14 protein-coding genes are annotated in these 13019 nt (G+C 76.4%); 9 read left to right on the forward strand and 5 right to left on the reverse strand.

Features of this window, described 5'->3' with window-relative positions:
* Positions 1-43 precede the first annotated feature (43 nt).
* From ACYVHQ_RS06745 to ACYVHQ_RS06755, 3 genes are all read left to right on the forward strand, one after another.
* Positions 44-406 (forward strand): PadR family transcriptional regulator, encoded by a 363-nt coding sequence (locus ACYVHQ_RS06745; protein WP_460511416.1) that lies wholly within the window; start codon positions 44-46, stop codon positions 404-406.
* The gene (locus tag ACYVHQ_RS06750) at positions 403-1356 is read left to right on the forward strand and encodes a hypothetical protein (protein WP_460511417.1); all 954 of its coding nucleotides are present in this window, start codon (positions 403-405) and stop codon (positions 1354-1356) included. Before ACYVHQ_RS06745 ends, ACYVHQ_RS06750 begins: the two co-directional genes overlap by 4 nt.
* 145 nt (positions 1357-1501) lie before the next feature.
* Positions 1502-2770, forward strand: coding sequence for an NADP-dependent oxidoreductase (locus tag ACYVHQ_RS06755; RefSeq protein WP_460511418.1), 1269 nt, complete (start codon positions 1502-1504; stop codon positions 2768-2770).
* A 101-nt stretch (positions 2771-2871) separates the two neighbouring features.
* On the opposite strand, the gene ACYVHQ_RS06760 is transcribed toward ACYVHQ_RS06755, so the two are convergent.
* The 3 genes from ACYVHQ_RS06760 to ACYVHQ_RS06770 form a co-directional block, all read right to left on the reverse strand.
* Positions 2872-3246: a DMT family transporter gene (locus ACYVHQ_RS06760; protein WP_460511419.1), complete on the reverse strand. Its 375-nt coding sequence runs from the start codon at positions 3244-3246 to the stop codon at positions 2872-2874.
* A gap of 1 nt (position 3247) precedes the next feature.
* Complete coding sequence (locus ACYVHQ_RS06765; protein WP_460511420.1) at positions 3248-3562, reverse strand: DMT family transporter; 315 nt, start codon at positions 3560-3562, stop codon at positions 3248-3250.
* Positions 3563-3748: 186 nt separating this feature from the next.
* Positions 3749-3988, reverse strand: a complete 240-nt coding sequence (locus tag ACYVHQ_RS06770) for a hypothetical protein (protein ID WP_460511421.1) — start codon at positions 3986-3988, stop codon at positions 3749-3751.
* Positions 3989-4446: 458 nt separating this feature from the next.
* Here ACYVHQ_RS06770 and ACYVHQ_RS06775 point away from each other — a divergent pair, with 458 nt between their 5' ends.
* From ACYVHQ_RS06775 to ACYVHQ_RS06795, 5 genes are all read left to right on the forward strand, one after another.
* Complete coding sequence (locus ACYVHQ_RS06775; RefSeq protein ID WP_460511422.1) at positions 4447-5472, forward strand: hypothetical protein; 1026 nt, start codon at positions 4447-4449, stop codon at positions 5470-5472.
* Positions 5473-5648: 176 nt separating this feature from the next.
* Positions 5649-6572: a 1-phosphofructokinase family hexose kinase gene (locus ACYVHQ_RS06780; protein ID WP_460511423.1), complete on the forward strand. Its 924-nt coding sequence runs from the start codon at positions 5649-5651 to the stop codon at positions 6570-6572.
* Between the two features lie 2 nt (positions 6573-6574).
* A complete protein-coding gene (gene surE, locus ACYVHQ_RS06785; protein WP_460511424.1) occupies positions 6575-7330 on the forward strand; it encodes a 5'/3'-nucleotidase SurE in 756 nt (251 codons plus the stop codon).
* 83 nt (positions 7331-7413) lie between these two features.
* Positions 7414-7905: a MarR family winged helix-turn-helix transcriptional regulator gene (locus ACYVHQ_RS06790; protein WP_460511425.1), complete on the forward strand. Its 492-nt coding sequence runs from the start codon at positions 7414-7416 to the stop codon at positions 7903-7905.
* Positions 7905-8717 (forward strand): DnaJ family domain-containing protein, encoded by an 813-nt coding sequence (locus tag ACYVHQ_RS06795; protein ID WP_460511426.1) that lies wholly within the window; start codon positions 7905-7907, stop codon positions 8715-8717. Before ACYVHQ_RS06790 ends, ACYVHQ_RS06795 begins: the two co-directional genes overlap by 1 nt.
* Positions 8718-8950: 233 nt before the next feature.
* Here the strand turns inward: ACYVHQ_RS06795 and ACYVHQ_RS06800 are convergent, their stop codons facing one another.
* Positions 8951-9823 (reverse strand): alpha/beta hydrolase fold domain-containing protein, encoded by an 873-nt coding sequence (locus ACYVHQ_RS06800; protein WP_460511427.1) that lies wholly within the window; start codon positions 9821-9823, stop codon positions 8951-8953.
* Between the two features lie 95 nt (positions 9824-9918).
* Between ACYVHQ_RS06800 and ACYVHQ_RS06805 the strand changes: the two genes are divergently transcribed.
* Positions 9919-11235: a C40 family peptidase gene (locus ACYVHQ_RS06805; RefSeq protein WP_460511428.1), complete on the forward strand. Its 1317-nt coding sequence runs from the start codon at positions 9919-9921 to the stop codon at positions 11233-11235.
* Between the two features lie 180 nt (positions 11236-11415).
* On the opposite strand, the gene ACYVHQ_RS06810 is transcribed toward ACYVHQ_RS06805, so the two are convergent.
* The gene (locus ACYVHQ_RS06810) at positions 11416-12915 is read right to left on the reverse strand and encodes a SulP family inorganic anion transporter (protein WP_460511429.1); all 1500 of its coding nucleotides are present in this window, start codon (positions 12913-12915) and stop codon (positions 11416-11418) included.
* Between the last annotated feature and the right edge of the window lie 104 nt (positions 12916-13019).

Genomic DNA, 13019 nt, shown 5'->3' on the forward strand with positions numbered 1-13019 from the left:
CAGATGTCTTGACGTTCAGATGAACTGACCATAAAGTCGCGGCATGACCACGACAGAGATGCGCGAACCGACCTTCCTGGTCCTCACCGCGCTCGCCGGGGGCGACCAGCACGGCTACGCCCTCATGGAACTGACCGAGCGGCTCTCCGAGGGGCGGGTCCGCCTCAAGCCCGGCACGCTGTACGCGGCGCTCGACCGGTTGCAGGGGGAGGGCCTCGTCGCGACGACGCGGGAGGAGGTCGTCGACGGCCGGACCCGCCGCTACCTGGGCCTCACCGACCTCGGCGCCGCCCAGCTGGCCGCCGCCGCCGAGCGCCTCGAGGCGAACGCGCGCCAGGCCAGGGCGCAGCTCGCCGGACGTGCCCGGGCGGGCGTGCGCACCTCCGGACCGGCGGTGGCCTCGTGAGCGCCGCGCTCGAGCGCCGTTGTCGACGGCTCCTCGCCGCGTACCCCCGCTCCTGGCGCGAGCAGCACGGCGAGGCGCTGCTCGGGACCCTCCTCGACGCCGCCGAGGCGGAGGGGCGAGACAGGCCCGGGCTCGACGTCGGTGCCGACCTCGTCGTGCGCGGTGCGGCCGTGCGCGTCGACAGGGTCGTCCTCCGGGGGGTGCGGGACGGCATCGCCTCGTCGGCGCTGGCCCTCGGCGTCGCGCTGGCCGCCACGTACTTCGTCCTGCACGCCTGGGCGCCCTTCGGGCAGGGCCGCGACGTGTTCCGCGAGAGCCTGCACTTCGGCCCCTCCATGAACCCCGGCGTCATCCCCTGTGGCCTCTGGGCCGTCGCGCTCCTGCTCACCCTGGCCGGTCGGTCGGGGCCGGCCCGCTCCGTCCTCCTGGGCACGGTCCCCGTCGCGCTCCTGCTGCCCGTGCTCGGTGCGGCCCGGCCGGAGTGGGACGGCCCGTCGACGACGAACCTGGTCGTCCTCGGCGTGACGGCCGTGCTCGCCGCGGTGGGGAGCCCCCGCCGCCTCGGGCGCCTCGGGGTGGCCTGCCTCGGCTGGACGGCAGGCCTCGTGGGCCTCTACGCCTACGCCGACGTCCTCACCTCGATCGGCGACCGGGTCCTCTGGGCCCGCATCGCGACCCCTGCCAATGTAGGCCTGGCGACGGTGCCCGTCGTCCTCCTCGCCGTCGTCCTCGTGCTGCTCAGGAGGTCCGCCACGGCCGTCGTCGTGCTGGCGACGCTGGTGCCGTGGCTGGCCGGAGCGTCGGTGACCGTCGTCACCGGGAGCCCCGACCAGGTGTCGCTCTTCGTGACCACGACGCTGGTCGCCGCGGCCCTCGGCGTCGTCGCCCTGCGCCGACTGCCCGAGGAGGGGCCTCGCCGACGGTCGTGGCGGGCTCCCCGGGCCGCCTGACGGCCCGCGTCGCTCCCGGCGCGCCCGTCTTCCGCCCGCGCACCCGTCGCACGGCGACGACGGGCCGCCCTCGCGTACAGCGGCCACCCCCAGGGCGCCCCGCAGGCTCCGGGAGTAGACGGGCGGGTGAACGAAGGAGTCCGACATGCGCACAGGCACTGCAGTCCAGTTCGACCAGTACGGCGGGTTCGACGTGGTCCACGTCGTCCCCCAGGAGCGGCCCGAGCCCGGGCCCGGCGAGATCGTCGTCGAGGTGATCACCTCCGGCCTCAACCACATCGAGCGCTTCGTCCGCGAGGGCCGGCTGCGCGACCACGTCGACGTGCAGTTCCCGTCCGGTCAGGGCGTCGACTTCGCGGGCATCGTCGCCCGGCGCGGCGCGGGCGTGAAGCAGTTCAAGGTCGGCGCGGAGGTCATCGGCCACGCGCCGCACGGCGGCGCGCACGCCACCTGGCTGACCGTCCCGGTCGAGGCCGTCGTGCCCAAGCCCGACTCGGTCACCTACGAGGTCGCCGGGGGCCTCTACCTGGCGGGCTGCACGGCCCTCGCGACGATCCGCGGCCTCCGGCTCGGCCCCGACGACACGGTCGTCGTGAGCGCGGCCGCAGGAGGCGTCGGTCACCTCGAGTGCCAGCTCGCGCTCGCCGCGGGGGCCCGCGTCATCGGGCTCGGCAGTGCCGGCAACCACGACTTCCTCCGCCAGATCGGCGCCCTGCCGGTGCGCTACGGCGACGGGCAGGAGGAGCGCCTCCGCGAGATCGCCGGAGCCCGCGGCATCACGGCCTTCATCGACAACCACGGCGTGCCCTCGGCCGCGCCGCTCGCCGAGGCGCTCGGGGTGGAGCCGCACCGCTTCGTGTCGAGCGAGCAGCGGCGCGACACCGAGCTGCGGTTCCTCCGTGCCCCTGCCGGCGACCGCGAGGCGCGCGAGCTGCTGCAGGAGCTCGCGACCATGGTCGAACGGCACAGGCTCCGCGTGCTGATCAGCGGTTTCTACCCGTTCGAGTTCATCGTCGACGCCTACGAGGACCTCGCGCAGATGCGCTCCCGCGGCAAGGTCGTCGTCGGCATGAAGACCGTCGAGACCGGGGCCCGCCTCGACTGGTACCGCTCCGAGAAGTCGCGCACCTACCGCGACGCGGAGGACGCCCGCCGCGAGGCCGGCGAGGCCCGGGCGGCAGGAGTCGCGACCGCGTCCGACGACACCGCGGCGGTCGACGAGTCCCGGGCCGTCGACGACGACGGGGTGCCCTCGGGCGCCGTGGCCGGCGGCGGTCCCGGGGCGTCCGGCCCGACGGGTCCCGGCGCCGAGTTCGACGCCCTCGTGGCCGACGAGCCCTTGCCCGGCGAGCCCGTCACCGACGCCTCGGACCTCCCGGAGGAGCCGAACTCGGCGCACCCCGGCGGCAACTGACCTGGTGCGCCGGGCTGTGACGCGCCTCCTGCGCTGGACGCCCTGCACCCGGCCCGGCGCCCGCCGCGGCCTGACACCCCCGAGCGGCCTCGACACCCTGCCTAGGCGGGGTGCGAAGGCCGTTCGGGGGCGTCGGCCGTGCCCGGCGCGGGCGCCGCGTCCGCGGGCAGCAGCTTGAGGCCGACGACCGCGCCCACGATCCCCACGAGGAACACGAGCTTGAGCGCCGAGACCGCCTCGTCGCCGGTGGCCATGGCGTAGGCGACGGTGAGGGCGGCGCCCGTGCCGGTCCAGACGGCGTAGGCGGTGCCGATCGGGATGTGCTTCACGGCCCAGCCCAGGCCGATCATGCTGAGGGCGAGGCCGATCGCGAAGACGACGGTGGGCCCGGCCTGGGTGAGGCCCTCGGAGCGGCCGAGCGCGGTGGCCCACACGGCCTCGAGCACGGCGCTGACGAGCAGGACGATCCACGGCACGTCAGCTCACCACCTTGAGGCCGACGACGGAGCCGACGAGCAGCACGAGGAGCAGTCCCCGCGCGACCGTCGCCCGCTCGCGCCCGGTGACGATGCCCCACAGCACCGTGAGCGAGGCCCCGACGCCGACCCACACCGCGTAGGCGGTGCCGGTGGGCAGCTCGGTCATGGCGTAGGCGAGGCCCGCCATGCTGCCGACGAGCCCGACGACGGTGACCAGGGCGGGCCTCCAGCGCCGGAACCCCTGGGACCGCGCGAGCGCCGTGGCCCAGACGGCCTCCAGCACCCCCGCTGCGATGAGCACGAACCACGTCACGACGACCTCCTGTAGCGAGTCAGTCGTCGTGTGCGGGTACTGCTCCCTCGTCCGCGGGACGTCGTCGCGACGCCTTGCCACGAGGGTAGGGCTGGGAGCTGGTCAGACGATGTGCAGGAGGCGCGGGCGGCCGGGGCGCGCGGGCGCGACGGATCGGGTCCCGACGGGGGAGGAGGGGACGGGCCGTCAGGACTCGTCGGCGAGCTCGTCGGCGTCGAGCGAGTCGCCCGGCGTCGGCGTGCGGAACGCGGCGTCGCGGGTCTCGGGGGCGGCGGGGTCCTGCTGCTCGGCGGCGGGGGCCTCGGCGTCGCCGGTCGCGGCGTCGTCGTCGGCGGAGGCCAGCGCGAGGTCGTCGTCGACCTCCGCGGAGGCGTCCCGCTCGCGCTCGGGATCGATGTTCGGCAGGAAGGGCTCGGCGGTCGACATGCCCGGAGCCTGCCACGGCCGAGGTGTCCGGGGCGCGTCCGGCTGGTGACGATCCGGTGCCGGCGGCCGTTCGCGGCGCCGGCGTGCGCGTCTTCTGCGGACCCGGCCCGCGCCTCCTGCGCGTCGTCCTCCGCGCTCGTGCGGACCCGGCCCGCGCCTCCTGCGCGCCGTCGCCCGTGGTGCTGCGATCTGTCGCGAAAAGGCGACAACGGCGGGCAGCGCGCCGTCTGGGCACCATGTTCCGACGGCGTGTCGCCCGCGCACGGTCGCCTTTTCGGCCCGGCACGGGGGTCGAGCGCGGCCGGTGCGCGGCCGGCGCGCGCGGGGGCCAGGGCAGGAGGCCCACCACCGGCCCGCCGAGGTGAGCGGACCTCGGCGACTGGGAACGGCCTCCGGACGCCACCGCCGCGGCGGTGCACGCTGGCAGCACGACCACGATCCGACCCAGGAGGCTCCCCGTGCCCAGCGCCAAGAAGCTGCAGAAGGCCGCGAACCACGCCCTCGACGCCGCCCTCGAGGCCGTCGCCGAGGCCGAGCGCCGCGCCGACGACCTCGGCGGCAAGAAGGCGGCGTCCGACCCGAAGAAGGCGAAGAAGGTCCGCAGCGCGCTCGACGACGCCCTCGGCACCGCCAAGGACCGCGTCGGCGAGGCCGCGAAGGCCGCCGCCGAGGCGAAGAGGGCCACGAAGGGCGAGCTCGGCGCGCAGGCCGACGTCGGCGAGCGGGCCGCACGGCACCTCGCCGAGTCCGAGCGGCGCCTGGCCGAGGCCGAGAAGGCGACCAAGGAGGCCTCCGCCCGCGCGGTCGCCGCCGAGCAGCGCCTCGCCGCGGCCGAACAGCGCGTGAGCGCCGCCGAGGAGCGTGCCACCGACGCCGAGCAGCGTTCCGCCGACGCCGAGCAGCGCGCCACCGCCGCTGCACAGCGCGCCGAGGCGGCCGAGAAGGCGACGAGGAAGGCCGACTCCCGCGCCGACGAGGCCGTGCGCCGCGCCGAGAAGGCCGAGAAGAAGGCCGCGAAGGCCAAGGGCAGGCTCAAGGCGGCCGGGGTGGGCGAGCAGGACGGCGGCGACGCGTCCGGGGACGCCGACGACGCCGACCTGCCGGTGCGGTCGCGCGACGAGGTCGAGGCCGCGGTGGCCGCGGCCGACGACGCCCCGGTGGCACCGCCCGAGGCGGAGACGCTCGGGGTGCCCGCCGCCGACGGCGCTCGCAGTGCCGACGGCGCTCGCGGTGCCGACGCCGAAGCCGGTGCCGCCGACGGCGCTCGCGGTGCCGCGGACGCCGATGCCGAAGCCGGTGCCGCCGACGCCGACGTGCACCCCACCGACGACGAGCTCAGCCCTCCGCTGCCCCGGGGCGACGACGAGGGCGACCTCTCCGCGCGGACCCTGGTGAGCCTCCGGACCCTCGCCAAGGAGCGTGGCCTGACGAACGTGTCGCGCCTGTCGAAGGTGGCGCTCGTGGAACGGCTCCGCAAGGGCTGACCCGCAGGAGGCCCGGCCCGGCCGCACGAGGAGGGCCCGGCCGGTGCGCGCGGCCCGGCCGGTGCGCGCGGCCCGGCCGGGAACCCCCTGTGCGTCGCGATCCGGCGCGGTCGCGTCGTGGCAGCGTCGTGGCGAGACCCGGACGACGGATGCCGGGCCCCACGAACGGAGCCCCCATGGCCGGTCGCGTCGCCGTCTTCGCGCCCTCCCCCGTCCTCACGGTCACCCTCGAGGACCACGACGACGACGTGGCCGACGTGCACGTCCACGCCGGTGGCCAGGGCGTCTGGCAGGCACGGATGCTGCGCACGCTCGGTGCCGAGGTGACCGTCGTCGCGGCGTTCCTCGGCGAGACCGGGCGGATCGTGCAGCACCTCCTCGACGACGAGGGGATCCCGGTGCTCGGGGTCGACGTCGCGGGCCACGGCGCCGCGTACGTGCACGACCGGCGCAGCGGGGAGCGGCGCTCGATCGCCGAGAGCGCGGGCGACGAGCTCACCCGGCACGACGTCGACGAGCTGTACACGATGGCGCTGCGGGCGGCCCTCGCGGCCGACGCGACGATCCTCAGCGGCACGGTCCTCGACGAGACCCTGCCGTCCGAGGTCTACCGGCGCCTCGCGGCCGACCTGCGCACGCTGGGCCGCACGGTCGTCGCCGACCTGGCCGGAGCGCGGCTCGAGGCCGTCCTCGAGGGCGGCGTGACCCTGCTCAAGGTCAGCGACGAGGAGCTCCAGCGCGACGGCCTGACGGGCGCGGGCCCCGACGAGGACGAGGTCGTCCGGGCCCTCCACGACCTGCACGGCCGCGGTGCCGACACGGTGGTCGTGACCCGGTCGCACGCCCCGACCCTCCTGCTCGTCGACGGTCGCGTGCTGCGCGTGACGGTGCCGCAGATGCAGGTCGTCGACACCCGGGGTGCGGGCGACTCGCTCGCCGCCGCCATGACCGCCGTGCTGGCGCGCGGCGGCAGCGTCGAGGAGGCCGTCGTCACCGGCACGGCCGCCGGCGCGCTCAACGTCACGCGCCACGGTCTCGGGTCGGGCGACGCCGAGGCCATCACGGCGTTCGAGGAGCTCGTCGTCCTGGAGGAGGTCTGACCATGGTCACGCTCGTCACGAACGACGACGGCATCGACGCCCCGGGGCTGCACGCCCTCGCCCGGGCCGCGGTCGCCGCGGGCCACGAGGTCGTCGTCGCCGCCCCCGCCGTCCAGGCCAGCGGCAGCAGCGCGAGCATCACGGCGCAGCACGAGGACGGATCGGTCCCCTCCGAGCCGCGGGAGGTGCCCGGGCTCGAGGGCGTGCCCTGCTTCGCGGTCGAGGCGGCCCCGGCGCTCATCGTCCTGCTGGCCGCCCACGGCGCGTTCGGGGCGCCTCCCGACCTGGTGCTGTCGGGCGTCAACCACGGTGCCAACGTGGGTCGCGCGGTGCTCCACTCGGGGACCGTGGGCGCGGCGCTCACCGCGGGGGTGAACGGCATCACGGCCCTCGCGACGTCCCTCGACCTGCCGACGCCCGAGCACGAGCCCCACGCCGACTGGGAGGCCGCGGCCGGGGTCGCCGCGCGCCTCCTGCCCGTGCTCGGCGACCTCGGGGCGGGCACGGTCCTCAACCTCAACGTCCCGGCAGGAGGCGCGGCGGACGTCCGCCTCGTCGAGTCGCCCCTCGCGGACTTCGGCGTCGTGCAGACCACCGTCACCGAGGACGTCGGCGGGGCGCTCCGCCTGGCGGTGCGGGTGCCGGAGGTGCACGACCCGGAGGACGACGCCGCGCGCCTGGCGACGGGCGTCGCCACGCTGACGGCCCTGACCTCGGTCGGCACCGTGCCGTCGGGCCTCGACGTCGGCGCGCTCTGACCGGGCGCCCGGTCCACCCGGACGCGGTGCAGGGGCGACTGTCGGGGGCCCCGGCTAGCGTGGTCCCGACGGAAGGAGCAGCCGTGGCCACGGACGACGAGGTCGACCTCATCATCGACGCCTGGGCCCGTCAGCGCCCCGACATCGACTTCGCCCCGCTCGACGTGTTCTCGCGCCTGCGTCGCATCGCCCGCCGGCTCGACTCGGTGCGCGGCGGTGCGTTCGGTCGCAGCGACCTCGACACGTGGGAGTTCGACGTGCTGTCGACCCTGCGCCGCTCGGGCGAGCCGCACCAGCTGAGCCCCAAGCACCTCGTCGCGGCGACCATGGTCACGAGCGGCACCATGACGAACCGGCTCGACCGTCTCGTCGAACGCGGTCTCGTCGAGCGGCGCGTCGACCCGAACGACGGCCGCGGGGTCGTCGTGCAGCTCACCGACGAGGGCCTGCGCCGCGTCGACCAGGCGATGCTCGACCTCGTCGAGGCCGAGGACGAACGGCTGGCGTCGCTCACGCCCCAACAGCAGGTGCAGCTCGGCACGCTGCTGCGGCAGCTCGGCGAGGGCTTCCGCTGATGGCGGCGCGCGACGCGGGTGGCGCCGCGGGCGGTGCCGGTCGCGGCGCCGGGACCGACGGGCGTGCTCGTGCGGGCCGTGGGGCCGACCACGTCGAGCCCGGGGAGGGCACGGGGGCAAGAGGCCCCGGCCGCTCCGGCACCGGAGGCGCGGCGGCCGCCCGGCGCGACCCGAACCTCCGGGCGGCCCGGTACCGCGTCGCGCGCGACGCCGCTGCCGACGACGCTGGGGCCGATGGTGCTGCGACCGATGGTGCTGCCGCTGGCCGCCCTGCCGCCGACGGTGCGGCGCACGGTGCCGCGCACGACGGTGCCGCGGAGCCCGAGCGGCTGCCGACGGTCGACGAGCTGCACGTGATCGCGCGGATCCGGCTGGACCAGGCGATCGCCCGGGGCGAGTTCGACGACCTCCCGGGTGCGGGCAAGCCGCTGACCGGGCTCACCGGCACGCACGACCCCGACTGGTGGATCAAGGGCCTCATCGAGCGCGAGAACCTCTCCGGCCTCGCGCCGCCCGCGTTGTCGCTGCGCACCGAGCACGCGCGCTTCGACGCGTCCCTCGACGCCCTGACGACCGAGCGGGCGGTGCGCGAGGCCGTCGAGGACTTCAACGCGAGGGTCGTCGAGGCGCGTCGGCAGCTCGCCGGAGGCCCACCCGTCGTCACGCCCACCCGCGACGTCGACGACGACCTGCGGCGCTGGCGCGAGCGGCGCGACGAGCGACGTCGCGCGGCGGCCGCGGCGGCGCCCCCGCCGCCGCCCACGTGGCGCGAGCGCCGCCGTGCCGCCCGCGAGGCGCGCCGCGGGCGCTGACGAGTGCCGCTGCGCCGCCGGCGCTGACGCTGACGCGCCGCTGTGCCGCCGGCGCTGACGCCCCTGCGGGTGCCGGTGCCCCGTGGCGCCCTGCGTCCGCCGTGCGTGAACCTCCGGGCGGCGGTGCTCCCCGTGCCTAGGCGTGGTGCGTGGCCCGGTGGGTGGTTCGTGCGGACCGGAGGGCGGCGCGCGGACCGGAGGGCGGCGCGCGGACGGCAGGGCGGCGCGCGGCGTCAGCCGCGCAGCACCTGGTCCACGTGGGCGAAGGTGCGGCGGGCCTCCGGCGTCCACCCCGCGGCGACGTGCACGTGGAACCCGCCCGCGGCGATGCGCAGCTCGGCCCGGCCGCCGGCGGCCTGGACGCCGCGCGTCAGCGACTTCGCGTCGGGCAGCAGCACGTCCCGGTCGCCCTGGTAGGTGAACACGGGCGGCAGCCCGCCGAGGTCGCCGTAGAGCGGGCTCACCGAGGGGTCGCGCGGGTCGCGGTCGCCCGCCCAGAGACGCCCGGCCTCGCGCAGCCCCTCGACGCCGAGCAGGTGGTCGCGGTGCTCGAGGGCCGCCGCGGCCGGGTCGGCGAGGGTGACGTCGACCCAGGGTGCGAACAGGACCAGGGCGTCGGCGGCGGGGCGCCCGGCGTCGCGGTCGCGCATCGCGTGCGCCAGGGCGAGGCCGCCGCCCGCGGAGTCGCCGGCCACGACGACGCGGTCGTGCCGGGCACGTTCCCTCCGGTGCACCGCGGCCATCAGCTCGAGGGCCTCGTCGGGGCCGTGGTCGGGCGCGAGCCCGTAGTGGGGCACGCTCACGCTGGCGCCGGACCGCACCAGTCGCGTGAGGATCGACCAGTGGAACCGGCTCAGCGGTCGCACGTACGCACCGCCGTGCGCGTAGACGACATGGGTGCCGGAGGTGCCGCGACGCGGCGTCAGCAGGGTCACCGGCCAGCCGCCGACGGCGGTCTCGCGCACGACGGCGACGCGACGGACCGCGCCTCCTGCCCCCGCCGCCGCACCCCGGTCGGGCAGCGAGGTGCGCAGGCTCTCCGCGGTCGCCGTGTGCCGGGGCAGGGTGCGCAGGAGGCCCCGGGTGAGCGCCAGGCGGATCGACATGGACCGAGTCAAGCAGCCCGGCCCGACCTTGGCGTCGTCGGCGGGCCGCGATAAGGTCGGACGGCCCACGACCGCTCGACGTGAGGACGTTCCGCGTGACCTACCCTGCCTCCCCCTCTGCCGCCGGCGACGAGCAGCGCGCAGGAGGCGGCGGGGGCCCCGTCGGGCACGGTCGCCGAGCAGGGTCCGGTCGTCGTGCGGCCCGCACCGAGGTCGACGCGCCCGCGGCCGTCGCGCCGGGCGAGCGTCGTGCCGCCCAGGCCCGCCGGCGGGCCGAGGCCGCGGTGCTGCCGCCCCGCCGCCGGGACTCCTTCGTCCCCTCCGAGGCGCTGCTGCGTGCGGCCACCGGTCCCGCCGCGGTGACGCGCGCTCCCGAGCCGGCCCTCGACCCGCTCGCTCCCGTGCCGGCCACCGACCCGCGCTCCGGGGCTGCGACCGCTCAGGAGGCCCGCCCCGCTGCCGGCGCGCCCCTCGCGTCCGCCGTCGTCCCGGCCCCGGCCCCGGCCGTCGCTCCGGCCGCGGCTGTCGCTCCGGCTCCGGCCGTCGGCGCGGATCCCGCCGTCGCTCCCGTGACGGGCCCCGCGCCCGCCGCCGCGCCGCAGGTCCTCCGTTCGCGCCGTGCCGCCCTGGCCGCGGGAGCCGCGGCCGCGGCGCCGTCGTCGCGCCGCCCGGCTGGTCGCGCGTCCGTCGCCTCGGTGACCACCGCCTCCGGCGCTCCGCAGCCCGTGGCGTCGTTCCCCGCCCGCGTGCTCGGCGCCGCGAAGAAGTCGGCGCTCGTCGTCGCCGCGGTCGGCCTGGCGGCGAGCACCGTGCTGCCGCTGCTCGGCGGGGCCGGCGGGTCCGCCGCCCAGGCCGACGGGGCCGAGTCGCCCTACGTCGCCTCGACGGGCCAGCGCCTGTCGGTCGGTGCGGACGTCTCCGACGCCGACGCGACCCGCGACCCCTACGGAGCCACCTCGCTCGTCGACCTCGCCACGCAGAACCGGCGCAACGTGACGGCCGCCGTGGCCAGCGACTACACCGGGCCCACCACGGCCGACCACCTCGCCGACCCCCTCTACGACGAGCTCGACCGCGACCAGGTGCTCGCCGTCGCGATGCAGTACCTCGGCACGCCGTACGTGCACGGCGGCGAGGACCCTTCCGCCTTCGACTGCTCGGGCCTCATCACGTTCGTGTACGCGCAGTTCGGCATCGAGCTCACGCACTACGTGCCGGCGCAGGAGCAGGAGGGGCGGCGCATCCCCGCCTCGGAGGCCGTGCCCGGCGACCTCGTCGTCTTCGACGACCTGGCCCACGACGGCATCTACGCCGGCGACGGCATGATCCTCGACGCCCCGAAGCCGGGCGGCTTCGTCGACGTCCGGCCCATCTGGACGCCCGCGCACCACTTCGTCCGCATCGACGGCTGACGCCCGCGGAGGTCGCCCGTCGCGCCTCCTGCCCGATGCGCCTCCTGCCGCGCTGCGCTTCCTGCTCCCCGCGCCTCCTGCGGCGCACCGTGACGTTCGCTCGGCACCGTGAAAGTCCACGGTGCCGAGCGAACTCCGCGGTGCGGAGGCGCGGCCCGTGGCCGGCGCCGGCCCGTGCGGCTACGCCCCGAGGCGCCCGGTGAGCCGGTCGCGCAGCCCGGCGCTGCGCTCGTCGAGCCCGACGAGCTCGACGGTGGTGCCGTGCTCGGCGGCCTTGGTGACGACGCCGTCGAGGGCGGCGACGCTCGAGGCGTCCCACACCTGCGCGTGGGTGAGGTCGACGACGACGTGCTCCGGGTCGTCCGCGTAGGCGAAGTGCTCGACGAGGTCGTTGCTGCTGCCGAAGAAGAGGGGACCGCGCACGTCGTAGCGCACCCGGCCGGTGGCCTCGTCGAGGTGGCGCTCGACGCGGATGACGTGGGCGACCCTCCTGGCGAAGAGCACCATGGCGAGCAGCACGCCGACGGCGACGCCGATCGCGAGGTTGTCGGTGGCGACGACGACGACCACGGTGACGACCATGACGAGGGTCTCGGGCAGCGGCATGCGCCGCAGCGTGGACGGCCGGAGGCTGTGCCAGTCGACGGTCGTGACGGCCACGACCATCATGACGGCGGCCAGGGCGACCATCGGGATCCGGGCCATGACCTCGCTGAGCCCGGTCACGAGCAGCAACAGGAACAGCCCGGCGACGACGGTGGACACGCGGGTGCGCGCCCGCCCGATCCGCACGTTGACGACGGTCTGGCCGATCATGGCGCAGCCGGCGATGCCGCCCCAGGCACCGGCGGCCATGTTGGCGACGCCGAGGGCCCACGACTCGCGGCCCTTGTGCGAGGGCGTGCCGGTGAGGTCGTCGACGAGCTTCGCGGTCAGGAGGGTCTCCATGAGCCCGACGAACGCGACGCTGAGCGCGGTGGGCCAGATGATCTGGAGCGTCTCGAGCGTGAGCGGCACGGAGAAGGGGGTCAGGCCGGGCAGGCCGCCGCCGACGCGCCCCTCGTCGGCGACGACGCCGACGTCGAGGCGGGCGACGGCCACGACGACGGTGACGACGACGATGGCCACGAGCGGCGCCGGGACCGCCTTCGTGAGGTACGGCAGGCCCAGCACGATGGCGAGGGTGAGGGCGAGCAGGGGCCAGACGATCCAGGTCTGCCCGAGCACGTGCGGCACCTGCGCCACGAAGATGAGCACGCCCAGGGCGTTGACGAAGCCGATCATGACGCTGCGCGGGATGAAGCGCATGAGGCGGGCGAGGCCCCCGAGCCCGAAGGCGAGCTGCACGAGCCCGGCGAGGAGCACGGTCGGCAGCACGTAGCCGACCCCGTGGCTGCTGACGAGCGGGGCGATGACGAGCGCCACCGACCCGGCGGCGGCGGTCACCACGGCGGGCCGCCCGCCGAGCACGCTCATGACCAGGGTCAGCACGATCGAGGAGACGAGGCTGACCATCGGGTCGACGCCGGCGATGACCGAGAAGGAGATCACCTCGGGGACGAGCGCGAGCGTGGTGACGATGCCGGCCAGGGCCTCCCTGGTGAAGAGGCGGGGGCTGCGCAGCACGGCGCGGACCGAGTCGTCGGGGCGCGGGCGCGGGCTGGTCGTCACGGCGGACATGCGGGTCTCCTGCGGGAAGATGGGTGATCGGACCGGCGACCCTGCCGGCGACGAGACCCTGCAACCCTATGCTCGCGTGGGGGAGGGCCGGACCACCACGAGGG

Source organism: Frigoribacterium salinisoli (genome assembly GCF_054781095.1).